At 67.3% G+C, this 22467-nt stretch carries 20 protein-coding genes; 15 read left to right on the forward strand and 5 right to left on the reverse strand.

Annotated features, from left to right (window positions below; genetic code table 11):
- Positions 1 to 82: 82 nt before the first annotated feature.
- The 4 genes from ugpC to HWX03_RS11990 form a co-directional block, all read right to left on the reverse strand.
- Positions 83 to 1201, reverse strand: a complete 1119-nt coding sequence (ugpC, locus tag HWX03_RS11975; protein ID WP_175871364.1) for a sn-glycerol-3-phosphate ABC transporter ATP-binding protein UgpC — start codon at positions 1199 to 1201, stop codon at positions 83 to 85.
- A gap of 112 nt (positions 1202 to 1313) precedes the next feature.
- The gene (locus HWX03_RS11980; RefSeq protein ID WP_174433186.1) at positions 1314 to 2171 is read right to left on the reverse strand and encodes a carbohydrate ABC transporter permease; all 858 of its coding nucleotides are present in this window, start codon (positions 2169 to 2171) and stop codon (positions 1314 to 1316) included.
- The gene (locus tag HWX03_RS11985; RefSeq protein WP_011544827.1) at positions 2161 to 3099 is read right to left on the reverse strand and encodes a sugar ABC transporter permease; all 939 of its coding nucleotides are present in this window, start codon (positions 3097 to 3099) and stop codon (positions 2161 to 2163) included. The genes HWX03_RS11980 and HWX03_RS11985 overlap by 11 nt, the downstream gene beginning before the upstream one ends.
- A 138-nt stretch (positions 3100 to 3237) precedes the next feature.
- Positions 3238 to 4485, reverse strand: coding sequence for an ABC transporter substrate-binding protein (locus HWX03_RS11990; protein ID WP_175820350.1), 1248 nt, complete (start codon positions 4483 to 4485; stop codon positions 3238 to 3240).
- Between the two features lie 430 nt (positions 4486 to 4915).
- Between HWX03_RS11990 and zwf the strand changes: the two genes are divergently transcribed.
- The 3 genes from zwf to HWX03_RS12005 all read left to right on the forward strand — a co-directional run bounded on the left by zwf (position 4916) and on the right by HWX03_RS12005 (position 9060).
- Positions 4916 to 6385 (forward strand): glucose-6-phosphate dehydrogenase, encoded by a 1470-nt coding sequence (zwf, locus tag HWX03_RS11995; RefSeq protein ID WP_175871365.1) that lies wholly within the window; start codon positions 4916 to 4918, stop codon positions 6383 to 6385.
- An 88-nt stretch (positions 6386 to 6473) separates the two neighbouring features.
- Positions 6474 to 7154 (forward strand): 6-phosphogluconolactonase, encoded by a 681-nt coding sequence (gene pgl / locus HWX03_RS12000; protein ID WP_175871366.1) that lies wholly within the window; start codon positions 6474 to 6476, stop codon positions 7152 to 7154.
- Positions 7132 to 9060: a bifunctional transcriptional regulator/glucokinase gene (locus tag HWX03_RS12005; RefSeq protein ID WP_175871367.1), complete on the forward strand. Its 1929-nt coding sequence runs from the start codon at positions 7132 to 7134 to the stop codon at positions 9058 to 9060. Before pgl ends, HWX03_RS12005 begins: the two co-directional genes overlap by 23 nt.
- Before the next feature lie 104 nt (positions 9061 to 9164).
- Here the strand turns inward: HWX03_RS12005 and HWX03_RS12010 are convergent, their stop codons facing one another.
- Positions 9165 to 10382, reverse strand: coding sequence for a Bcr/CflA family multidrug efflux MFS transporter (locus tag HWX03_RS12010; protein WP_175871368.1), 1218 nt, complete (start codon positions 10380 to 10382; stop codon positions 9165 to 9167).
- Positions 10383 to 10630: 248 nt separating this feature from the next.
- Between HWX03_RS12010 and HWX03_RS12015 the strand changes: the two genes are divergently transcribed.
- From HWX03_RS12015 to nusB, 12 genes are all read left to right on the forward strand, one after another.
- Positions 10631 to 11083 carry a hypothetical protein gene (locus HWX03_RS12015; RefSeq protein WP_175871369.1) on the forward strand — a complete coding sequence of 151 codons (453 nt, stop codon included), beginning with the start codon at positions 10631 to 10633 and terminating at the stop codon, positions 11081 to 11083.
- Positions 11084 to 11264: 181 nt separating this feature from the next.
- Complete coding sequence (gene hemL / locus HWX03_RS12020; protein WP_174387716.1) at positions 11265 to 12548, forward strand: glutamate-1-semialdehyde 2,1-aminomutase; 1284 nt, start codon at positions 11265 to 11267, stop codon at positions 12546 to 12548.
- A gap of 15 nt (positions 12549 to 12563) precedes the next feature.
- Positions 12564 to 13685 (forward strand): bifunctional diaminohydroxyphosphoribosylaminopyrimidine deaminase/5-amino-6-(5-phosphoribosylamino)uracil reductase RibD, encoded by a 1122-nt coding sequence (gene ribD, locus HWX03_RS12025; protein ID WP_175871370.1) that lies wholly within the window; start codon positions 12564 to 12566, stop codon positions 13683 to 13685.
- Positions 13686 to 13699: 14 nt separating this feature from the next.
- Positions 13700 to 14329, forward strand: a complete 630-nt coding sequence (locus HWX03_RS12030) for a riboflavin synthase (protein ID WP_175871371.1) — start codon at positions 13700 to 13702, stop codon at positions 14327 to 14329.
- A 98-nt stretch (positions 14330 to 14427) separates the two neighbouring features.
- Complete coding sequence (locus tag HWX03_RS12035) at positions 14428 to 15123, forward strand: TetR/AcrR family transcriptional regulator (RefSeq protein ID WP_175871372.1); 696 nt, start codon at positions 14428 to 14430, stop codon at positions 15121 to 15123.
- A 297-nt stretch (positions 15124 to 15420) separates the two neighbouring features.
- Complete coding sequence (locus HWX03_RS12040; protein ID WP_175871373.1) at positions 15421 to 16482, forward strand: porin; 1062 nt, start codon at positions 15421 to 15423, stop codon at positions 16480 to 16482.
- A 106-nt stretch (positions 16483 to 16588) separates the two neighbouring features.
- Positions 16589 to 16957: a BON domain-containing protein gene (locus HWX03_RS12045; protein ID WP_244132631.1), complete on the forward strand. Its 369-nt coding sequence runs from the start codon at positions 16589 to 16591 to the stop codon at positions 16955 to 16957.
- 52 nt (positions 16958 to 17009) lie between these two features.
- Positions 17010 to 19256 (forward strand): family 20 glycosylhydrolase, encoded by a 2247-nt coding sequence (locus HWX03_RS12050; protein ID WP_175871374.1) that lies wholly within the window; start codon positions 17010 to 17012, stop codon positions 19254 to 19256.
- A gap of 343 nt (positions 19257 to 19599) precedes the next feature.
- Positions 19600 to 20118 (forward strand): DUF1993 domain-containing protein, encoded by a 519-nt coding sequence (locus tag HWX03_RS12055; protein WP_050011613.1) that lies wholly within the window; start codon positions 19600 to 19602, stop codon positions 20116 to 20118.
- Between the two features lie 157 nt (positions 20119 to 20275).
- Complete coding sequence (gene ribBA / locus HWX03_RS12060; RefSeq protein WP_174433178.1) at positions 20276 to 21418, forward strand: bifunctional 3,4-dihydroxy-2-butanone-4-phosphate synthase/GTP cyclohydrolase II; 1143 nt, start codon at positions 20276 to 20278, stop codon at positions 21416 to 21418.
- A gap of 53 nt (positions 21419 to 21471) precedes the next feature.
- Positions 21472 to 21987 carry a 6,7-dimethyl-8-ribityllumazine synthase gene (ribH, locus tag HWX03_RS12065; protein WP_006476661.1) on the forward strand — a complete coding sequence of 172 codons (516 nt, stop codon included), beginning with the start codon at positions 21472 to 21474 and terminating at the stop codon, positions 21985 to 21987.
- Positions 21984 to 22421, forward strand: a complete 438-nt coding sequence (gene nusB, locus HWX03_RS12070) for a transcription antitermination factor NusB (protein ID WP_175820362.1) — start codon at positions 21984 to 21986, stop codon at positions 22419 to 22421. The genes ribH and nusB overlap by 4 nt, the downstream gene beginning before the upstream one ends.
- Positions 22422 to 22467 lie beyond the last annotated feature (46 nt).

Raw genomic sequence — 22467 nt, forward strand, 5'->3', positions numbered from 1 at the left:
GCCCCGACTTTCAGCGCCAAAAACAAAAGGGGCCGTTCATCGAAACGGCCCCTTCTCCTTCATTCAGCGCGCAAGCGCCGCGTCACGCGATCCGCTCTTCCGACGCCGGGTCGAACAGCACGGCCTTCGACACGTCGAACAGCAGCGACTGCGTCTGCCCCGGCTGCGGGTTCGCGGCCGGATGCACGCGGCTCACGATCCGCTTGCCGTTCACCTGCGCGAACACGTGCGTGTCCGGGCCGGTCGGCTCGGTCACGTCGACGCGCACGTCGATCGGCTGCAGCTTCGACGCCTCGCCGTTGTGCGCGTTGCGCGCATCGGTGATGCGCTCCGGACGCAGGCCGAGGATCACCTCGCGGCCGACGTGCGACTTCAGCTTCGCCGCGTCGAACGGCAGGATCAGCGCGCTGCGCGCGAGGCCCGTGTCGATCTCGAGCGCGATCCCGCTGCCCTGCTCGACCAGCTTGCCGTTGATGAAGTTCATCGGCGGCGCGCCGATGAAGCCCGCGACGAACAGGTTCGACGGCGAATCGTAGATCTCCTGCGGCGCACCGAACTGCTGGACCACGCCGTCCTTCATCACCGCAATGCGATCGCCGAGCGTCATCGCCTCGATCTGGTCGTGCGTCACGTAGACGATCGTCGTGCCGAGACGCTGGTGCAGCAGCTTGATTTCCGCGCGCATCTCGATGCGCAGCTTCGCGTCGAGGTTCGACAGCGGTTCGTCGAACAGGAACAGCGACGGATCGCGTGCAAGCGCGCGGCCCATCGCGACGCGCTGGCGCTGGCCGCCCGACAGTTGGCCCGGCTTGCGGTCGAGCAGGTGCTGGATCTGCAGCATCGACGACACACGGTCGACGATCTGCTGCTGCTCGTTCTTCGGCACCTTGCGGATGTTCAGCCCGAAGGAGATGTTCTCGCGCACCGTCATCGACGGATACAGCGCGTACGACTGGAACACCATCGCGATGTCGCGATCCTTCGGCGACAGGTCGTTGACGACCTTGCCGTCGATGCAGATCTCGCCGCTCGTCACCGTCTCGAGGCCGGCGATCATGTTGAGCAGCGTCGATTTCCCGCAGCCCGAGCCGCCGACCAGGATCAGGAACTGTCCGTCCTCGATCTCGATGTCGACACCCTTCAGGACCGGCACCCCGTTCGGGTAGGTCTTGTACACGTCACGGATGGAAAGGCTTGCCATGCTGTGAATCCTCTGTCTCGTCTCGCGCGGCGCACTGCGGCGCCGCGTCGGGTTCGTTTCGATGCGCCGCGCGTCGTGCGCGGCCGGTTCGTCGTATCGGATAAAGCCGCGCTTACCCCTTCACCGCGCCCGCCGTCAGCCCGCGCACGAAGTAGCGGCCGGCAACGACGTAGACGAGCAGCGTCGGCAGCGCGGCGATGATCGCACCGGCCATGTCGACGTTGTATTCCTTCACGCCCGTCGACGTGTTGACGAGGTTGTTCAGCGCCACCGTGATCGGCATCGAATCGACGCCGGAGAACACGATCCCGAACAGGAAGTCGTTCCAGATCTGCGTGAATTGCCAGATCAGGCACACCATGAAGATCGGCAGCGACACCGGCAGCAGGATCTTCGTGAAGATCGTGAAGAAACCGGCGCCGTCGATGCGCGCGGCCTTCACGAGTTCGGCCGGCACGCTCACGTAGAAGTTGCGGAAGAACATCGTCGTGAACGCGATCCCGTACACGACGTGCACGAACACGAGGCCCGGAATCGTGTTGGCGAGGCCGAGCATCCCCTGCAGGCGCGCCATCGGCAGCAGGATCACCTGGAACGGAATGAAGCAGCCGACCAGCATCATCGTGAACAGCGCGTCCGCGCCGCGAAAGCGCCAGTGCGTGAGCACGTAGCCGTTGAACGCGCCGATCAGCGACGAGATCAGCACGGCCGGGATCACCATCTGCAGCGAGTTCAGGAAGAACGGCTTCATCCCGTCGCAGCGCACGCCGGTACAGGCGCCGCTCCACGCCTTCACCCACGGGTCGACGGTCCACGTGGTGGGCGGCGTCAGCAGGTTGCCGGTGCGCAGCTGGTCGAGATCCTTGAACGACGTCGACAGCATCACGTAGATCGGGAACAGGAAATACAGCGCGAACAGGATCAGTGCCGCATAGATCACCGCCCGGCTGATCGTCATCTTAGGCTGCATTGCGGGTGCTCCTCGATTCCATATACATCAGCGGCACCAGCACCGCGACCACGGTCGCGAGCATCATCACCGAGGACGCCGCGCCGAGCCCGAGCTGGCCGCGGTTGAACGAAAACGTGTACATGAACATGGCCGGCAACGACGACGACGTGCCCGGGCCGCCGGCCGTCAGCGCGACGACGAGGTCGAAGGTCTTGATCGTGATGTGGCAGAGGATCAGCAGCACCGAGAAGAACACCGGCCGCATGCTCGGGATCACGATCTTGCGGTAGATGGTCGGCAGCGTCGCGCCGTCGACCTGCGCGGCCTTGAAGATCTCGCCGTCGACGCCGCGCAGCCCCGCGAGGAACAGCGCCATCACGAAGCCGGTCGACTGCCACACGGCCGCGATCACCACGCAGAAGATCGCCTTGTCCGGATCGTCGAGCCAGCCGAACGAGAAGCTCGTCCAGCCCCAGTCGTGCATCACCTTCTCGAGGCCGAGGCCCGGGTTCAGGATCCACTGCCACGCGGTGCCGGTCACGATGAACGACAGCGCCATCGGGTACAGGAAGATCGCGCGCAGCGCGCCTTCGTTGCGGATCCGCTGGTCGAGCAGGATCGCGAGGAACAGGCCGAGCCCGACGCAGATCGCGATGAACGGAATCCCGAACCAGCCGAGGTTCGCGGCGGAGGTCCACCACACGTCGTTCTGGAACAGGTCCGTGTAACGGCCGAAGCCGTCGAATTCGTAGTTGGGCAACAGCCGCGAGCGGGTCAGCGACAGATAGCCGGTAATCAGGATGAAGCCGTAGATGAATACCACGGCGATCGCGACGCTCGGCGCGAGCACGAGCTTCGGGATCCAGCGATCGGCGAAGGCCGACATCGGCGACGTACGCCGTGCGGCGGCAGCGCCGGATCCGTTTCCGCTAAGAGGGGCAGCCACTTGATTCGACTCCTGGAACGAGGGCGACGCAGGCCGGGCCGGCGCCGGGTACGGCACGGGCCCGCGGGCGAGCCCGTTTGCTGCACATGCAAAAACGCCCGGCCGATGAAGCGTTTCCGGCCGGGCGCCTGGCGCGCGTTACTTGACCTTCGCGGCCTTCGCGAGCGCGGCGACCGCGCTCTTCGAATCCTGCTGCGAGTTCATGAACTTCGTCACGACGTCCGTGATCGCGCCGGCGGTCGCGTCGCTTTGCGCCATGCCGTGTGCGAGCGACGGCACGAAGCCGCCCGACTTGATCGCGGTCTGCTCGTCGGCATACGACTTCTTCGCGCAGTCGTCGAACTTGTCCATCTTCACGCCGAGACGCACCGGCACCGAACCCTTCAGCAGGCTGAACTGCTCCTGGAACTCCGGCGTCATGATCGTCTTCGCGAGCGCGAGCTGGCCCGGCGTCGCGTTCTTCTCGCCCTTCTGCTGGAAGAACACGAACGAGTCGACGTTGAACGTGTACGAATTCGCGGTGCCCGGCACCGGCGCGCAGACGTAGTCCTTGCCCGCCTTCTTGCCGGCGTTCTCGAACTCGCCCTTCGCCCAGTCGCCCATGAACTGCATGCCGGCCTTGCCGTTGATGACCATCGCGGTCGCGAGGTTCCAGTCGCGGCCGTTACGGCCCGTGTCGAAGTAGCCCTGGATCTTGCGCACCGTATCGAACACCGACAGCATCTGCGGCGACGTCAGCGTCGCCTGGTCGAGGTCGACCAGCGCCTTCTTGTAGAACGCGGGGCCCTGCGACAGCACGACGTCTTCCCACAGCGTCAGGTCCTGCCACGGCTGGCCGCCCATCGCGACCGGCTGGATGCCCGCCGCCTTCAGCTTGTCGGCCACCGCGAAGAATTCGGGCCAGGTGGTCGGCACCTTCGCGCCGACCTTGTCGAGCGCGGCCTTGTTGATGTACAGCCAGTTGACGCGGTGCACCGAGAACGGCGCGGCGACGGTATGGCCCTTGTACTTGATGATCTTGTCGATTTCAGGCGGCAGGTTCTGCTTCCAGTCGCCGGCAGCCGAATCGATGTTGACGAGCACGCCCTGGTCGGCCCAGTCCTGGATCAGCGGGCCCTTGATCTGCGCGGCCGACGGAGAATCGCCGCTGATCACCTTGGTCTTCAGCGCGGTCATCGCCGCGGCGCCGGCGCCGCCCGCGACCGCGAAGTCCTTCCACACGTAGCCCTGCTTCTGCACGTCGTCCTTCAGCACGCCGACGGCCTTCGACTCGCCGCCCGAGGTCCACCAGTGCAGCACGGTTACGTTCTCGGCTGCCTGCGCCGCCACGGCGCCAGCCATCAGGCCTGCGGCGCAGAGCGCGCCCATGATCGAGCGAACTTTCATTACTTATCTCCTCCAGACTGAATCAACTCGTGAGGTTCCCTGACCGGGAACCGGCTTCTTGATAACGACGGGGAAATCGAGCCGCGGGACGCATGCAGCGTACGGGGCCGATGACCGGCCGGGCTCTTACAGAAAGCGTGAATCGAGATTCAACGGCGTGTCTCCTCTTTGTGTTTCTGGCCCGCCGCGATGATGCGACGCGAGCCCGGGGCCGGCGGCGCGCTGACGATGCACGCCACCAATGTCCGATAACATTCGGCACAAGGCGTTCCCGAAGGCGAAGCTCGCGCAGTTCATCGACCGCACTTCTTTTTTTCTTCACCCAGGTGCTACCCCTTGCGGCGGATTGTAGTTAAACTACAATTCAGTGTCAAAAATATTTTTATCGCACTACGGATCGCTTCCCAGCCCCCCAACACGGCGGAGACACATGCATACCGATTCCAGCTTTACCTTCGTACTTTTCGGCGGCACCGGCGATTTGTCGATGCGCAAGATCCTGCCCGCGCTGTTCGAAGCGCACCGCGCGAACATGCTGGCGGCGAGCGGCCGGATCGTCGCCGTGGCGCGACACGAATCGGATCGGGCGGCCTATCTCGAATGGGTCGACACGCACGTGAAGCCGCATGCGGCGAAGGCGGCCGGCAACGCATTCGACGATGTGGCATGGAAGTCGTTTCTCGACCGTATCGAATACGTGAAGCTCGATCTCGGCCGCGCGGAGGACTACGTCGTGCTGCGCGACGCGGTCGCATCGCTGCCCGGCATCCGCGTGTTCTATCTCGCGACGGGCCCGTCGCTGTTCGTGCCGATCTGCAAGGCGCTCGCGTCGGTCGGCCTGAACGAAGGCTCGCGCATCGTGCTCGAGAAGCCGCTCGGCTACGACCTGAAGTCGTCGAACGCGATCAACGACGCGGTCGGCGAGATCTTCGCGGAAGACCAGATCTACCGGATCGACCACTACCTCGGCAAGGAGCCGGTACAGAACCTGCTCGCGCTGCGCTTCGGCAATGCGCTGTTCGAGCCGCTGTGGCGCCGCGAATGGGTCGAGAGCATCCAGATCACGATCGCCGAGGAGCTCGGCGTCGAGGCGCGCGGCGATTTCTACGACAATACGGGCGCGCTGCGCGACATGGTGCAGAACCACCTGCTGCAGCTGCTGTCGATCGTCGCGATGGAGCCGCCGCACTCGATGGATTCCGACTCGGTGCGCGACGAGAAGCTGCGCGTGCTGCGCGCGCTCAAGCCGATCGATCCGCGCGACATCGGCAAGGTCGCGGTGCGCGGCCAGTATCATGCGGGCGTGATCAAGGGCGCGCAGGTGCCGGCCTATGCGACCGAGCCGGGCGTGAAGCCCGACAGCCAGACCGAAACCTTCGTCGCGCTGAAGGTCGAGATCGAGAACTGGCGCTGGGCCGGCGTGCCGTTCTTCCTGCGCACCGGCAAGCGTCTGGCCGACCGCGTCGCGGAGATCGTCGTCAACTTCCGCCCGGTGCCGCATTCGGCGCTCGGACCGACCGCGCTGCGCCCCGGTGCGAACCGTCTCGTGATCCGGCTGCAGCCGAACGAGACGATCCGCCTCTACTGCCTCGCGAAGCAGCCGGGCGAAGGGATGAACCTCGCGAGCGTGCACCTCGACCTCGCGTTCGACCAGTTCTTCAAGGAAGGGCAGATGGAGGCGTACCAGCGCCTGCTGCTCGACGTGATCAACGGCCGGCTCGCCCTCTTCGTGCGCCGCGACGAACAGGAGGCCGCATGGCAGTGGGTCGAGCCGATCCTGAACGAATGGGCGCGCACGCTGAAGCCGCCGAAGCCGTACGCGGCGGGCACGTGGGGGCCGGCCGCGTCGAGCGCGATGCTCGCGCAGCACGACACCTGCTGGCTCGAAGAAGAAAACTGATGCAAACCGTTACCGCGTACGCCACCGTACGCGGCAACGCGCCTCACGATTCGTACGATTTGAACAGACAAAGCAGTCCGGAGGAGATGTGATCGAGATCCACGCTTTCGACACCCAGGAAGCGCAAAGCGAAGCGCTCGCGCGCGCCGTCGGCGACGCGCTGCGCGCGGCGCTCGCCGCCCCCGTGCGCCCGACGCTCGCGGTGTCCGGCGGCACCAGCCCGCGCCCGTTCCTGCACACGCTGTCGCATGCGGCGCTCGACTGGGCCGGCGTCGACGTCACGCTGGTCGACGACCGCTGGGTGCCGGACGACGACGCGGCCAGCAACGCACAACTCGTGCGCGACACGCTGCTGCAGCACGCGGCGGCCCCTGCCCGCTTCCTGCCGCTCGTCGACACGCGCACCACGCTCGACGCGCACATCGCCGCGCTGAACGCGAACGCCGACTACCGCGTGCCGACCGTCGCGGTGCTCGGCATGGGCGAGGACGGCCACACCGCGTCGATCTTCGCCGACGCACCCGAATGGGACCACGCGATCACGACGCCCGAGCGTTTCGTCGCCGTGCATCCGGGCGCGGCGCCCCATGCACGCGTGAGCTATTCGCTCGATGCGCTGAAGCGCGTCGACCGGCTGTTCCTGCTGATCGCGGGCGCCCGCAAACGCGACGTGCTCGATGCCGCGGCCGCGTCGCTGCAGAAGAACGCGATTTCCCAACTAGCCAACGACAAGGGGACCCAGCTCGATGTCTACTGGTGCGCAAAGTAAGGCGGTCGTCGCGGGTCAGCATGCCGACGGCCCGCGCCTGCTCGCGGACGTCGGCGGCACCAACGCGCGCTTCGCGCTGGAAACCGGCCCGGGCGAGATCACGCAGATCCGCGTGTATCCCGGCGCCGACTATCCGACGATCACCGACGCGATCCGCAAGTATCTGAAGGATGTGAAGATCAGCCGCGTGAACCACGCGGCGATCGCGATCGCGAACCCGGTCGACGGCGATCAGGTCACGATGACCAACCACGACTGGCGCTTCTCGATCGAGGCGACGCGCCGCGCGCTCGGCTTCGACACGCTGCTGGTCGTCAACGATTTCACCGCGCTCGCGATGGCGCTGCCGGGCCTGACCGATGCGCAGCGCGTGCAGATCGGCGGCGGCACGCGCCGCCAGAACAGCGTGATCGGCCTGCTCGGGCCCGGCACCGGGCTCGGCGTGTCGGGCCTGATTCCGGCGGACGACCGCTGGATCGCGCTCGGCAGCGAAGGCGGTCACGCATCGTTCGCGCCGCAGGACGAGCGCGAGGATCTGGTGCTGCAATACGCGCGCAAGAAGTTTCCGCACGTGTCATTCGAGCGCGTATGCGCAGGCCCCGGCATGGAGATCATCTATCGTGCGCTCGCCGCGCGCGACAAGAAGCGGGTGGCCGCGTCCGTCGACACGGTCGAGATCGTCGAGCGCGCGCATGCGGGCGACGCGCTCGCGCTCGAAGCGGTTGAATGCTTCTGCGGGATTCTCGGCGCGTTCGCAGGCAGCGTCGCGCTCACGCTCGGCGCGCTCGGCGGCGTGTACATCGGCGGCGGCGTCGCGCTGAAGCTGGGCGAGCTGTTCACGCGCTCGTCGTTCCGCGCGCGCTTCGAGGCGAAGGGCCGCTTCACGCACTATCTCGAGAACATCCCGACCTACCTGATCACCGCCGAATACCCGGCGTTCCTCGGCGTGTCGGCGATCCTAGCGGAGCAGTTGTCGAACCGTTCGGGCGGTGCGTCGTCGGCCGTGTTCGAGCGGATCCGCCAGATGCGCGACGCGCTGACGCCGGCCGAGCGCCGCGTCGCCGATCTCGCGCTGAACCATCCGCGCTCGATCATCAACGATCCGATCATCGACATCGCGCGCAAGGCCGACGTGAGCCAGCCGACCGTGATCCGCTTCTGCCGCTCGCTCGGCTGCCAGGGGCTGTCGGACTTCAAGCTGAAGCTCGCGACCGGCCTCACCGGCACGATCCCGATGAGCCACAGCCAGGTGCATCTCGGCGATACGGCCACCGACTTCGGCGCGAAGGTGCTCGACAACACGGTATCGGCGATCCTGCAACTGCGCGAACACCTGAATTTCGAGCACGTCGAGAACGCGATCGAGATCCTGAACGGCGCGCGGCGCATCGAGTTCTACGGGCTCGGCAACTCGAACATCGTCGCGCAGGACGCGCACTACAAGTTCTTCCGCTTCGGGATTCCGACGATCGCGTACGGCGACCTGTACATGCAGGCCGCGTCAGCCGCGCTGCTCGGCAAGGGCGACGTGATCGTCGCGGTGTCGAAGTCGGGACGCGCGCCGGAGCTGCTGCGCGTGCTCGACGTCGCGATGCAGGCCGGCGCGAAGGTGATCGCGATCACGTCGAGCAACACGCCGCTCGCGAAGCGCGCGACCGTCGCGCTCGAGACCGACCACATCGAGATGCGCGAATCGCAGTTGTCGATGATCTCGCGGATCCTGCACCTGGTGATGATCGACATCCTCGCGGTCGGCGTCGCGATCCGTCGCGCGTCGACCAACGGCGAGCTGCCCGAGGCCGTTGCGCAGGCGAAGGCGCGCGCCAGCGACGACGAAACGGCCGACGTGCTCGACTGGCTGAGCCACGGCGCGTCGCCGGCGGCGAAGGACGTCGCGCGGGACTGACGCGCGGCACGGCCACCGCCGCCGCCCGCGTCCCAATGAAAAACGCCACCGGCGCATCGCGCGCGGTGGCGTTTTTCATTGTGCGGCCCCGCTGGCGGTGCGGTTCAGGCGCCCGCTTTCACCGGCCGGCCGTGCCAGCGCAGCACGAGGTAGCGCCCGGCGAAACACAGCACGCCCGACACACCGATCGTCACGCCCATCGCGAACGGCGTGCCGTCCGCGAGTGCGCCGATCGCGACGCTCGCCAGCGCGCCGAGCGCGAGCTGCATCGCGCCGAACACGGCCGCCGACGCGCCCGCGTTGTGCGGATAGCGGTGCATCAGGTCGGTCGTGCAGTTCGCGGACAAAATCCCGACCACGCCGACGACGAAGAACAGGCACACGACGATCGACCACAACCCGCCCCACCCCGTCAGCGCGACGAGCGCGACCGCGAGCGACGCGATGCAGCTCACGAGCGACGCGGCCGCGATGATGCGCAGCGAACCGAGGCGGCCGACGAGCCGCGTGTTCGCGAAGTTGCCGATCATGATCCCGACGACGTTCAGGCCGAACAACAGCCCGTAGTGCTGCGGCGACACGTGGAAATACTCGATGTACACGAACGGCGTCGCGGTGATGTACGAGAACATCGACGCGAACGCCATCCCGCCGCACAGCATGTGCCCCCATGCGACGGGGTCGGACAGGATGCGCCCGTACGATGCGAACGACGCGAGCACGGCCGCGCTCTTGCGCCGCTCCTTCGGCCAGGTTTCGGGCACGCGCAGGTAAGCGGTCGTCGCGCATATCGCGCCGAACACGGCCAGCACGACGAACACGCCGCGCCAGCCGGAGAAACGCAGGATCTGGCCGCCGATCAGCGGCGCGAGCAGCGGCCCGACCGCGGTGACGATCGCGACCATCGACAGCACCTTCGCCGCGTCGCTCGGCTCGTGCGCATCGCGCGCGATCGCACGCGCGAGCACCGACGCGGCGCCGGCGCCGAGCGCCTGCAAAAAGCGCACGACGATCAGCATGTCGATCGAGCCCGCCACGAAGCAGCCGATGCTCGCGAGCGTGAACAGCGCGATCCCGCCGAGCAGCACGGGGCGGCGGCCCCACGTGTCGGACAGCGGGCCGTACAGCAGCATGCCGATCGAGAAGCCGGCCATGAAGCTCGTCAGCGTGCGCTGCGCGGCGCCCGGGGTGACGGAGAAGCCGGCGGCGATCGACGGCAGGCTCGGCAGGTACATGTCGGTGGCGATCGGCCCGCAGGCCGCGAGCGCGCCGAGCAACAGGATCAGCCGGGCATCGGGCCGGCGCCGGACGACGTGGGACATGGGTATCCGGAATGGGAGCCCGCGCGCATCGGGGCGCGCGTGGCGGTGAAGACGGGAAGCCGCGCTGCAAGCGGCGCGTTCAGGCCCATGATTGTACGCGCAACTTTTTTGCGTGCCTCGGACCGCGTGCGGCGGCGGGCGGGGAAACGCCCACGCTCGTCGTGCACCAACAATCGCGCGGGCGGATTCGATTAAGCTTGCTGCCGCCCGCCTCTTTTGTCTGACCCATTCGACGTACGACCGAACCGATGACCGCTTTCCTGCTGATCTGGAGCCCCAAGAAATGGCCATGGCCCGAGTTGCCCGACGTCGCCGCGCGCGTGAAGGCCGGCGAGGCCGTGCATGACGTGTGGGGCTGCGGCTTCGCGCGCGGCATCCTGCCGGGCGACCGCGTGTTCCTGCACCGCGTCGCGAAGGAGCCCAAGGGCGTGTTCGGCTCCGGTTACGTGACGCGCGCGCCGTACAAGGTGCCCGATCCGTCGACCAAGCGCGGCTACCGGCTGTGCATCGACTTCGTGTACGACTGGCTGGTCGACGCGCACCAGGACGTCGTGATCGCGCGCGACGCGCTGCGCGTCCATCCGTATTCGGTACAGACCTGGGATGCGCAGAGCTCCGGCACGTCGATCAAGCCGATGGCCGAAGGCCCGCTCGAAAAGCGCTGGGCCGAGCTGACCGGCAAGCGCAAGCCGCCGCGATAACCGGAAACCGGGTCGAATCAGGCGCGCCTTTTCCGTCAGGCCGATTCCCCCGCGCGCCGAAAGGCCGCGGACCGGTCGGTCGGCCTGCCGCGCGTGTCTCCGGTACAATCAGACGATCGTTCCGCCCAGGCGCCGCGGCCCGTGCACAGGCCCCCGCGCCGTTCTCTCGCAGGTTTCGCTCATGTCCAACAATCAGATCCTCTTCGAACGCGCCCAGAAGACCATTCCCGGCGGCGTCAACTCGCCGGTGCGCGCGTTCCGTTCGGTCGGCGGCACGCCGCGCTTCGTCGCGCGCGCGCAAGGCCCGTATTTCTGGGATGCCGACGGCAAGCAGTACATCGACTACATCGGCTCGTGGGGCCCGATGATCGTCGGCCACGTCCATCCGGAAGTCCTGTCGGCCGTGCAGAACGTGCTCGCCGACGGCTTCTCGTTCGGCGCACCGACCGAAGCCGAGATCGAGATCGCCGAGGAAATCTGCAAGCTCGTGCCGTCGATCGAGCAGGTGCGGATGGTGTCGAGCGGCACCGAGGCCACGATGAGCGCACTGCGCCTCGCGCGCGGCTTCACGGGCCGCAGCCGCATCGTCAAGTTCGAGGGCTGCTACCACGGCCACGCGGATAGTCTTTTGGTCAAGGCCGGCTCGGGCCTGCTGACGTTCGGCAACCCGACGTCGGCCGGCGTGCCCGCCGACATCGCGAAGCACACGACCGTCCTCGAATACAACAACGTCGCCGCGCTCGAGGAAGCGTTCGGCGCGTTCGGCGACGAGATCGCCGCGGTGATCGTCGAGCCCGTCGCGGGTAACATGAACCTCGTGCGCGGCACGCCCGAATTCCTGAACGCGCTGCGCGCACTGTGCACGAAGCACGGCGCCGTGCTGATCTTCGACGAGGTGATGTGCGGGTTCCGCGTCGCGCTCGGCGGCGCGCAGGCGTACTACGGCATCGCGGCCGACCTCACCTGCCTCGGCAAGGTGATCGGCGGCGGGATGCCGGCCGCCGCGTTCGGCGGCCGCCGCGACATCATGGCGCACCTCGCGCCGCTCGGCGGCGTCTACCAGGCCGGCACGCTGTCGGGCAACCCGATCGCGGTCGCCGCGGGCCTGAAGACGCTGCAGCTGATCCAGGCGCCGGGCTTCTACGATGCGCTCACCGCGCAGACCAAGCGGCTCGCCGACGGCCTCGCGGCCGAAGCGCGCGCGGCCGGCGTGCCGTTCGCGGCCGACTCGATCGGCGCGATGTTCGGCCTGTACTTCGCCGAGCGCGTGCCGGGCAGCTTCGCGGAAGTCACGAAGAGCGACACCGAGCGCTTCAACCGCTTCTTCCACCTGATGCTCGACGAGGGCGTGTACTTCGCGCCGTCCGCGTACGAAGCCGGCTTCGTGTCGAGCACGCACGACGACGCGGTGATCGACGCGACGCTCGCGGCCGCGCGCCGCGCGTTCGCGGCACTCGCCGCCTGACCCGGGGCCGCGCGCATGTTCTCGGATACCGATTTCGCCCACATGCAGCGCGCGCTCGCGCTCGCCGCGCGCGGGATGTACACGACCGCGCCGAATCCGCGCGTCGGCTGCGTGATCGTCAAGAACGGCGACGTGATCGGCGAAGGCTTCACGCAGCCGGCCGGCCAGGATCACGCGGAAGTGCAAGCGCTGAAGGACGCGCGTTCGCGCGGCCACGACGTCGCGGGTTCGACCGTCTACGTGACGCTCGAACCGTGCAGTCATTTCGGCCGCACGCCGCCGTGCGCAAACGCGCTGATCGACGCGCGCGTCGCGAAGGTCGTCGCGGCGATGGAAGACCCGAATCCGCAGGTGTCGGGGCGCGGCCTCGGGATGCTGCGCGATGCGGGCATCGACGTGCGCTGCGGGCTGCTCGCGAACGAAGCCGGCGAGCTGAACATCGGCTTCGTGTCGCGGATGACGCGCGGCCGCCCGTGGGTGCGGATGAAGACCGCCGCGTCGCTCGACGGCCGCACCGCGCTGCCGTCCGGCGAAAGCCAGTGGATCACCGGCGAGGCCGCGCGCCTCGACGGGCACGCGTGGCGCGCACGCGCGTGCGCGATCCTCACCGGCATCGGCACCGTGCGCGAGGACAATCCGCTGCTGACCGTGCGCGGCATCGACACGCCGCGTCAGCCGCAGCGCATCCTGGTGGACAGCCGCCTCGACCTGCCGCTCGATGCGCGGCTGCTCGAAGGCGCGCCGCTGCTGATCTTCTGCGGCCGGCTCGACGCTGGCGGCGAAGTCCGCGCGAACGTGCTGAAGTCGCGCGGCGCGGAAATCGTGCCGCTCGCGAATGCGCACGGCAAGGTCGACCTGCCCGCGATGCTGGCGGCGCTCGGCGCACGCGGCGTCAACGAGCTGCACGTCGAGGCCGGCCACAAGCTGAACGGCTCGCTGCTGCGCGAGCGGTGCGTGGACGAACTGCTGGTCTATCTCGCGCCGAGCCTGCTCGGCGCCGACGCGGCCGGCATGTTCGACCTCGCCGCGCCGGCGAGCCTCGATGTGCGCACCCGACTGTCGTTCCACGGTATCGAGCGAATCGGCGACGACCTGCGGATCCTCGCGCGGTTCGCGCCGCCCGACACCTCACACTGAACGGAATCGTCACGATGTTTACCGGAATTGTCGCGGCCGTCGGCCGCATCGAATCGATCGCCCCGCTCGGCGCGTCGCCCGACGCGGGTGTGCGGCTGACCGTGCAGGCCGGCGGCCTCGACCTCGCCGATGTCGCGCTCGGCGACAGCATCGCGATCCAGGGCGCGTGCATGACGGTGATCGAAAAAACCGATACCGCGTTCGACGTCGACGTGTCGCGCGAAAGCCTGAACCGCACGGTCGGCCTCGCACAGCCCGGCGACGTGAACCTCGAGAAGGCGCTGCGCGCGCACGACCGCCTCGGCGGGCATATCGTGTCGGGCCATGTGGACGGGCTCGGCACCGTGTCGCGCTTCGCACCGGTCGGCGAGTCGCACGAACTGCGGATCGTCGCGCCGCGCGAACTCGGCCGCTATCTCGCGTACAAGGGCTCGATCACGGTGAACGGCGTGAGCCTGACCGTCAACACGGTCGACGATCGCGCGGACGGCTGCGAATTCTCGATCAACCTGATTCCGCATACGGTCGAAGTCACGACGCTGCGTCACGTGAAGGCCGGCGACAAGGTCAATCTCGAAATCGACATGATCGCGCGGTACGTGGAGCGGATGCTGTCGGCCTCGCAGGGCGTGCATCAGGACTGATCGTCCGCCTCGTCGCGAACGTAACGACGAGCGATATACCCATACCAACACGCTGCGCCAGCGTCGCGGACGCAGCAATCATCGAGACGAGACGGACGATGGCAAGCAGTCGATCCAGCGGCGACGCGGAAATCACGAGCCGGCGCTCGCAGGCCGAGCGCAGCCACGCGACGCGCGAACGCGTGATCGCCGCAACAATCGGGCTATTGCACACGGAGGGTTACGCCGGAACAACCACGCGCGCCGTCCAGAAGGCGGCCGCGGTCAGCATCGGCGCGTTGCAGCATCAATTCCCGACCAAGGCGATGCTGATGGCGGCCGTGCAGGAGCGCCTGATCCAGGAGCGCCTGAAGCACGTCAAGGCAGCCGCGCAGGATGCCGCGAACCCGCTGGCCCTCGTCGGGCGGTTGCTCGATATCGCCGGTTCGCTGATCGGAACACCATTGTTTGCGGCCAGCATTGAAATCGATCTGGCAAGACGCAGCGACAAGGAACTGGATCAGGCCATCGCCGAAGTCCGCGATCGATCCAGCGACGAATTCATCAAGGTGACCAACACCGTCAGCGAAAGCGCCGGCGACGACGCACGCGAGCGGGTCAGGGAACTCGATCTGCTAACGGGCGCCCTCATTCGCGGGCTGACGGTCGAGGCCGTGACCGAAGGCGACCTCACCGAAGTTGCAGCGGCCTTCGGCACCTGGCGATCGATCGTCCTGCAACTGCTCGGTAACGCCATGGCCTCGCCGACGTACGCCGCCCCCGGAAACGCCGCCCCGCGCCGCTGCGCCGACTGATCGCCGCCCCGGTCCAGACCGGACCGCATTGACCGGCCCTGCCAGCCGACATGGGAGCGAGCGCCCGTCAATCGGGGCACCCCCTCGTTCGAGCCTGTTCCGTCCCGTCCCGCCACGAACCTTTCCTCTATTTACAAGCCATATGTATTGCTTATATCATCGTCCGTACGGTCGAATCGCCGCGCGACACACGAGCGTAGCCGGTAAAGCCATTCGATCGGCTCGCCCGTCGACGCAGCGGGTCGTGCCGAACGACAAATAAAAATCAGGATACCGAATAAAATCAGGAGACAACACGTGAAGAAACGGTTATTGGCGATATGGCTGGCGGGGCTGCCATGTCTGGCCCATGCGCAATCCAGCGTAACGCTGTTCGGCACCACCGGCGGCGGCATACGGTGGGAAAACGGCGTCAAGGGCGGAAGCCGCGTGATGTTCGACAACAACATCGTGTCCGGCAGCAACTTCGGCCTGAAAGGCAGGGAGGATCTGGGCGGCGGCGTCAATGCGATCTTCGCGATGGCCGGCGCCTTCACGCAGGGAACGGGCGCGCTGGCCTCGTCGGGCACGCTGTTCTCCCAGACGGCCTACGTGGGATTGTCGAGCCGCTTCGGACGGCTCACGCTCGGCCGGCAGTTCAATGCCAGCGAGGATCTCGCCATTCTGCTCGATCCGGCGGGCGGTCTCGGCAGCTTGACGACCGAGCCGCCGGTGCTGTTCCTCGGCAACTACTTCACGCTCGACTCGCGCTTCGACAACACGATCAAGTATCTCGGCGAGGCTGGCGGCTTCCGGTTCGCCGCCAGCTACTCCCCGGGCGGCGTGGCCGGCAGCGTGCGCGCCGGAACCAACTTCTCGATCGCCGGGATGTACCAGTATCGAGGCGCGTCGATCGGCGCCACCTACGAGAAAACCTACAGCCCGGACGGCACCGCGAACGCGCAGACGTTCCTGGCCGGCGGCTCGGCGCAACTCGGCCCGGTACGCATGTACCTGTCGAACCTGCTGTTCAGGGCGACCGCCACCGCCCGCCAGCCCGGCGGCGCGACGCGGCGCGACAACGTTCAACTGGTCGGCTTCGCATGGCAGGCGGCGCCGGCAATACAGGTATCCGGCGCGTTCTACTACGACGCCGGCCGCAATCTCGGCAACGTAGCGGGCGCGAACGGCCACAAGCTGACGTCGTGGCTGGTGGCCGAATACTTCCTGTCGAAGCGCACCGAACTCTACGCGGAAGTGGACCGCAACGGCTTTACCGGCGCCTACAAGAGCGACCCGGCGAACATCGGCGCACTCGGGCTGCGTCCCGGTGGCAGCGGCGTCACCGGTGCATCGATCGGCATGATCACCCGGTTCTGAACCGGCTTCATGCAACCGTGCTTCGCCGCCGGACACGTTGCCGGCGGGCGTTGCGGGATTTCAAACACGTGGAGAAAAACCGATGAAAAAACTCGCTGGAACGCTGTTGCATCTGGCACTGGCTGCAACGTGCATGACGAGCGCCGGTCTGGCCGGCGCACAGGGCGTCGCCGAGCGCCCCGACCTCGCATCGGGCGCGGCCTCGCGCACGGCAATCGAGCCGGCGTCCGGAATCGATTCGACGAAGGCACGCAAGACAACGGATCGCGTCCTGCGCAAGCGCACCCAGGCGGCGCTCGCGCGGGCAAAAGGATTGAACGCGTCGCGCATCATCGTCCGCGTGCACAACGGCGAGGTGACGCTGCAAGGCTCCGTCAGCGATTCGCAGCAGGCGGACCTGGCGGTCGACGCGGCACGTCGGGCCAGCGGCGGCACGGTGCGCAACCAGCTCCGCCTCACCGGCCAGCTGCTGTGAGCGCGCGACGGACAACGACCGCCCCTCCTCTCGAATCAAGGATGACGTATCAATGATGAAAGCACCCGCATCCGGAGCAACGCGTGCCCGACACGCGCCGTCCTCGTCCCGCTTCATTCTCGGTCTTCTCTGCACCCTTTCCTGCTGCGTGCCCACGCTCGCGCAGGCTTCGCTGCCGCTGATGCCCGTCCCGAAATCGCTGGAAACGGCGGACGGATCATTGGCCGTGCGAGGCGCGTTCGGCCTGAACTGGCATGGCTGCAACAGCACGCTGCTCGATCGGGCCGGTCAACGCTTTCAGCGCGACGTCGATCGCCTCGCCGGCGTCGATCCCGACGACACGGTGGGGCCGAGCCTCGACATCGATTGCCGGAGCGGCGATCCGGCCTCCAAGGCCGACGCCGGGAAGGAAGCCTACCGGCTCGCCATCGGCACGAACGGCGTTCAATTGCGCGCCGACGGCCTCACGGGCGTGCTGCGCGGCCTGGCGACGCTGCGCCAGCTGATTCGGCATGCCGGCCGGGAGGTCTCGCTCCCGCTGCTGACCGTGGACGATGCGCCGCGCTTCGCGTGGCGCGGCATCATGATCGACGTCGCACGTCACTTCATGACGGTGTCGACGCTGAAACGCCAGATCGACGCGATGGAGCTCGTCAAGCTCAACGTCCTGCATTTGCACCTGAGCGACAACGAAGCCTTCAGGGTGGAAAGCCTGCGCTATCCGGCGTTGCAGAAATCGGCCGCGGACGGGCGGTACTACACGCAGGCTGAGATGCGCGATCTGGTCGCGTATGCCGCCGATCGCGGCGTGAGAATCGTGCCGGAATTCGACCTGCCGGGCCACACGGGCGCGATCGTCACCGCCTATCCGGAACTCGGCGCCGGCCGCTTCGACCGGCACGATCCGCAATCGGTGATGAACGTCGCGCTCGATCCGGCGAACGAGCGCACCTATCGATTCGTGGACCGGTTGCTCGGCGAGATGGCGACTCTGTTTCCCGACCGTTACCTGCACGTCGGCGGCGACGAGCTGGGGCCGAAAGCCTGGTCGGACAACCCGGCCATCGTGGCGTTTGCGCGCGAGAAACGGCTTGCGTCGCCGAGGGCGCTCGAAGCGTATTTTCAGGCCCGGATCCGCGCAATCGCCGCCAAATACGGCAAGAAGACGATCGGCTGGGACGAAGTGGCCGATCTGCCGGACTACGGCGACACCGTCATCCAGACATGGCGCACGTCGAACGGCATTTCAAAGGTGGCGGAGGCCGGCGGCAAGGTGATCGTGTCGTCGGGCTACTACCTCGATCATCAGTTGCCCGCCAGCGCCTACTACGGCGTGGATCCGACCGATCCCGGAGCATTCGGCATCACGGCGCAGGAAGCCGACGCGGCCCGGAAGATCAGTCCGCGCGTGCGTCACGTGGTGGACGGTTTCGTGGTCGCGCCACGGCCCCCGCTGACGCCCGCGCAACAGCGTCTCATACTCGGTGGCGAGGCCGCGCTATGGAGCGAGCAGGTCACCGACGAAATGCTCGATGCGAAACTCTGGCCCGTTTCCGCCGCGATCGCCGAACGCTTCTGGTCGCCGGCCGACGTGCGCGACCTCGACGATATGTACGCACGCCTGTTCACCACGCAGAACGCGCTGCGATTGCTGGGGCTTCAGGATCGCGGCAACCGCGAGCGCATGGTCGCGAGGCTGGCGCCCGATCGGGCCGGCGCCGTGGAGACGTTGCTCGACACGGTTCGTCCGGTGCAATTCATCGGCCATGATCGCACCAAGCGGGCGGCGCTCGCCGGCAAGCCGGCCGGCGACAGGCAGGCGTCGACGGGGCTTGCCGACGCGACAGCGATCGATACCCCGCTCGCGCACCGCTTTCTCGGGGACGTGCAACGCCTGGTGAACGGCGACCGTTCGCGCGCGGCGCCGCTCGAGGCGCAACTGCGGATATGGCGGGATAACCCGACGCTGTACCGGGATGCCGCCGCCGGGCGACCGGAACTGGAAGCGGCGCTGCCGGTATCAGACGACCTCGCGGAAATGGCGCGCGGCGGGCTGGCCGCGATCGAGGCGTTGCGCAACGGACAAACAATGCCCGCGGACGCCGCGGCGCGCGTGGCCGCGGTACTCGACCGGGCAGCGGCTGCGGAGCAGGCTTCGTCGACCTACCTGCGCTCGGCGATGATGGCACAACCGCCGGCCGACCTGATCGTCACGATTGCGCCCGGCATCCGGGCGCTCGTCAAGGCCGCTGCCCCGGCGAGCGGAACCGGCGGTTCAAACCCAGCCCGTCAGGACTGACCGGCATTCGCCTGCGGCCGGCCGCAGGCGACCTGGCCCGTTCGGCAGCCGGATGCGCATCGCAATCCGGCTGCCGTACCCCGCTTGCGACACGCACAGCCGTCCCTCCTTCCGCGTCGCCCCGGGCACTCGACCGCTCCCGGTCCCAGCGTCGCGCCTGCCCTGCCCCCGCGCATCCGACCGCCGGGCAGCGTGTCGAAGGTCGAATGCGCCACCCTGGCCAGACGGCCAACGACACGCACGAGCCATCCCGTCGCGCTAAGATGCAACGGCAGCGGTTTCGGCGCCGCGACGCACGAAGCGCCGCGTGTCGGCTGCCCCTCTTCCTCAAGGAGTCGTCCCCATGTCCATCTCGATGTACCAGGCTTCGCTGCCCGTCCTGATCCGCGGCCTCACCAACCTGCAGCACATCCTCGGCAAGGCGCAGGCCCATGCGGCGGAAAAGCAGATCGATCCGTCGGTATTCATCGGCGCACGCCTCTATCCGGACATGCTGCCGCTCGTCCGCCAGGTCTACATCGCGACCGACACGGCCAAGGGCTGCGCCGCGCGGCTCGCCGGCGCCGAGATCCCGAGCTACCCGGATGTCGAGCAGACCTTCGACGAACTGCATGCACGCATCCAGAAGACGATCGACTACCTCAAAAGCTTCGACGCCGCGCAGATCGACGGCAGCGAGGCGCGCCAGATCGTGCTGAAGATGCGCGTCGGCCCGATCGAGTTCACCGGCCAGTCGTACCTGCTGAATTTCGTGCTGCCCAACTTCTTCTTCCACGTGACGACCGCGTACGACATCCTGCGCCACAGCGGCGTCGAACTCGGCAAGCTGGACTACCTCGGCGGGCGCAACGAGCACGCGTGACGCGCGGCCGGGCAACGCCCGGCCCGCAACCGTCCGCACCCGCGCGCAGGCCGGCCGCAGCGCTTTCCGGAGCACTCGCCGGCCCCGCGCGGCCCGCGTCAGCCGAAACGCCGCCCGGCTGGCGTAAAATACGCACTTTCCTCTTTCTCACCCCTTTATGACGCTCGCCTCCACGCTCGACATCATCGCCGAGCTGAAAGCCGGCCGGATGGTGATCCTGGTCGACGAAGAAGACCGCGAAAACGAGGGCGACCTCGTGATCGCCGCCGAATTCGTCACGCCGGAAGCGATCAACTTCATGGCCAGGTATGGCCGCGGCCTGATTTGTCTGACGTTGACGCAGGAACGCTGCAAGCAGCTGCACCTGCCGCTGATGACCTACCGCAACGGCACGCAGTACGGCACGGCGTTCACGGTCAGCATCGAAGCGGCCGAAGGCGTGACGACCGGCATCTCGGCCGCCGACCGTGCGCACACGATCGCCACGGCGGTCGCGCACGACGTGCGCCCCGAGCACATCGTGCAGCCGGGCCACGTGTTCCCGATCATGGCGCAACCGGGCGGCGTGCTCGTGCGCGCCGGCCATACCGAAGCCGGCTGCGACTTCACCGCGCTCGCGGGCCTCACGCCCGCCGCGGTGATCTGCGAGGTGATCAAGGACGACGGCACGATGGCGCGCCTGCCGGACCTGCTCGAGTTCGCGAAGGAACACAACCTGAAGATCGGCACGATCGCCGACCTGATCCAGTACCGCAGCCGCACCGAATCGATCATCGAACGGATCGCCGAGCGCACGATGCAGACCGCGCACGGCACGTTCCGCGCGGTGCTGTACCGCGACCAGCCGAGCGGCTCGCCGCATATCGCACTGGTGCGCGGCACGCCGTCGCCCGACGTCGATACGCCGGTGCGCGTGCACGAGCCGCTGTCGGTGCTCGACCTGCTCGAGACGGGCATCTCGACACACTCGTGGACGCTCGACGCCGCGATGCGCGACATCGCGGAACGCGACCTCGGCGTGATCGTGCTGCTCAACTGCGGCGATACGAAGGAACACCTGATCGACGTCTTCAAGGCGTTCGACGAGGAAGAAAAGGCCGCTGCGCTCAAGCGCCGGCCGGTCGATTTCAAGACGTTCGGCATCGGCGCGCAGATCCTGCGCGATGTCGGCGTCGGCAAGATGCAGGTGCTGTCGAATCCGCGCAAGCTGGGCAGCATGTCCGGCTACGGCCTCGAAGTCACGGGCTTCATTCCGATGCCCGGCGGCGAAGCCAAGTCCTGCCCGGCGTCCCACGCGTAACCCGCCACGGCGCTTTCGCCCTATAACCGTTCATCCACACCACGGACCAGATCATGGAAATCGGACAATACCAACCGAATCTCGAAGGCGACGGCCTGCGTATCGGCATCGTGCAATCGCGCTTCAACGAACCCGTGTGCAACGGCCTCGCCGACGCATGCGTCGAAGAACTGGAACGCCTCGGCGTCACCGGTGAAGACGTGCTGCTCGTGTCGGTGCCCGGCGCGCTGGAAATCCCGCTCGCGCTGCAGAAGCTCGCCGAAAGCGGCCAGTTCGACGCGCTGATCGCGCTCGGCGCGGTGATCCGCGGCGAGACCTACCATTTCGAACTCGTGTCGAACGAGAGCGGCGCGGGCATCACCCGCATCGGCCTCGACTTCAACCTGCCGATCGCGAACGCGGTCCTGACGACCGAAAACGACGAGCAGGCCGTCGCGCGCATGACCGAAAAGGGTCGTGACGCCGCACGCGTCGCGGTCGAGATGGCCAACCTGACGATGGCGCTCGACCAGCTCGGCGACGACGAGGACGAAGAGGAAGACGAAGACGACGAAGAGGAGCGCGCATGAAGAAGAGCGCCCGCCGACAATCGCGCGAGCTGGCGACGCAGGGCCTGTACCAGTGGCTGCTGTCGAACGCGCCCTCCGGCGAGATCGACGCGCAACTGCGCGGCGCGCTCGGTTACGACAAGGCTGACAAGGAACTGCTCGAAGCGATCCTGCACGGCGTGATCCGCGAGCATGCGACGCTCGTCGAAGCGCTGGCGCCGTCGCTGGACCGTCCGATCGAGCAGCTGTCGCCGGTCGAACGCGCGGTGCTGCTGATCGCGACGTTCGAGCTCACCCACCATGTCGAAACGCCGTACCGCGTGATCATCAACGAAGCCGTCGAACTCGCGAAGACGTTCGGCGGCTCCGACGGCTACAAGTACGTGAACGGCGTGCTCGACAAGCTGGCCGCGAAGCTGCGCCCCGCCGAAACGCAGGCGCGTCGCAACGGCTGATACCGTTGGTTTGTCCACGGGCGCGCAAGCGCCCGTTTTTCATTCT

It is taken from the genome of Burkholderia sp. BCC0397, assembly GCF_902832865.1.
Lineage (GTDB): Bacteria > Pseudomonadota > Gammaproteobacteria > Burkholderiales > Burkholderiaceae > Burkholderia.

Bases quoted from the DNA above. Each gene is read 5' to 3' on its own strand.
- ugpC (WP_175871364.1), bottom strand. From the start codon at position 1,201: ATGGCAAGCCTTTCCATCCGTGACGTGTACAAGACCTACCCGAACGGG.
- HWX03_RS11980 (WP_174433186.1), bottom strand. From the start codon at position 2,171: ATGCAGCCTAAGATGACGATCAGCCGGGCGGTGATCTATGCGGCACTG.
- HWX03_RS11990 (WP_175820350.1), bottom strand. From the start codon at position 4,485: ATGAAAGTTCGCTCGATCATGGGCGCGCTCTGCGCCGCAGGCCTGATG.
- zwf (WP_175871365.1), top strand. From the start codon at position 4,916: ATGCATACCGATTCCAGCTTTACCTTCGTACTTTTCGGCGGCACCGGC.
- HWX03_RS12005 (WP_175871367.1), top strand. From the start codon at position 7,132: ATGTCTACTGGTGCGCAAAGTAAGGCGGTCGTCGCGGGTCAGCATGCC.
- HWX03_RS12010 (WP_175871368.1), bottom strand. From the start codon at position 10,382: ATGTCCCACGTCGTCCGGCGCCGGCCCGATGCCCGGCTGATCCTGTTG.
- HWX03_RS12015 (WP_175871369.1), top strand. From the start codon at position 10,631: ATGACCGCTTTCCTGCTGATCTGGAGCCCCAAGAAATGGCCATGGCCC.
- hemL (WP_174387716.1), top strand. From the start codon at position 11,265: ATGTCCAACAATCAGATCCTCTTCGAACGCGCCCAGAAGACCATTCCC.
- ribD (WP_175871370.1), top strand. From the start codon at position 12,564: ATGTTCTCGGATACCGATTTCGCCCACATGCAGCGCGCGCTCGCGCTC.
- HWX03_RS12030 (WP_175871371.1), top strand. From the start codon at position 13,700: ATGTTTACCGGAATTGTCGCGGCCGTCGGCCGCATCGAATCGATCGCC.
- HWX03_RS12035 (WP_175871372.1), top strand. From the start codon at position 14,428: ATGGCAAGCAGTCGATCCAGCGGCGACGCGGAAATCACGAGCCGGCGC.
- HWX03_RS12050 (WP_175871374.1), top strand. From the start codon at position 17,010: ATGATGAAAGCACCCGCATCCGGAGCAACGCGTGCCCGACACGCGCCG.
- HWX03_RS12055 (WP_050011613.1), top strand. From the start codon at position 19,600: ATGTCCATCTCGATGTACCAGGCTTCGCTGCCCGTCCTGATCCGCGGC.
- ribBA (WP_174433178.1), top strand. From the start codon at position 20,276: ATGACGCTCGCCTCCACGCTCGACATCATCGCCGAGCTGAAAGCCGGC.
- ribH (WP_006476661.1), top strand. From the start codon at position 21,472: ATGGAAATCGGACAATACCAACCGAATCTCGAAGGCGACGGCCTGCGT.
- nusB (WP_175820362.1), top strand. From the start codon at position 21,984: ATGAAGAAGAGCGCCCGCCGACAATCGCGCGAGCTGGCGACGCAGGGC.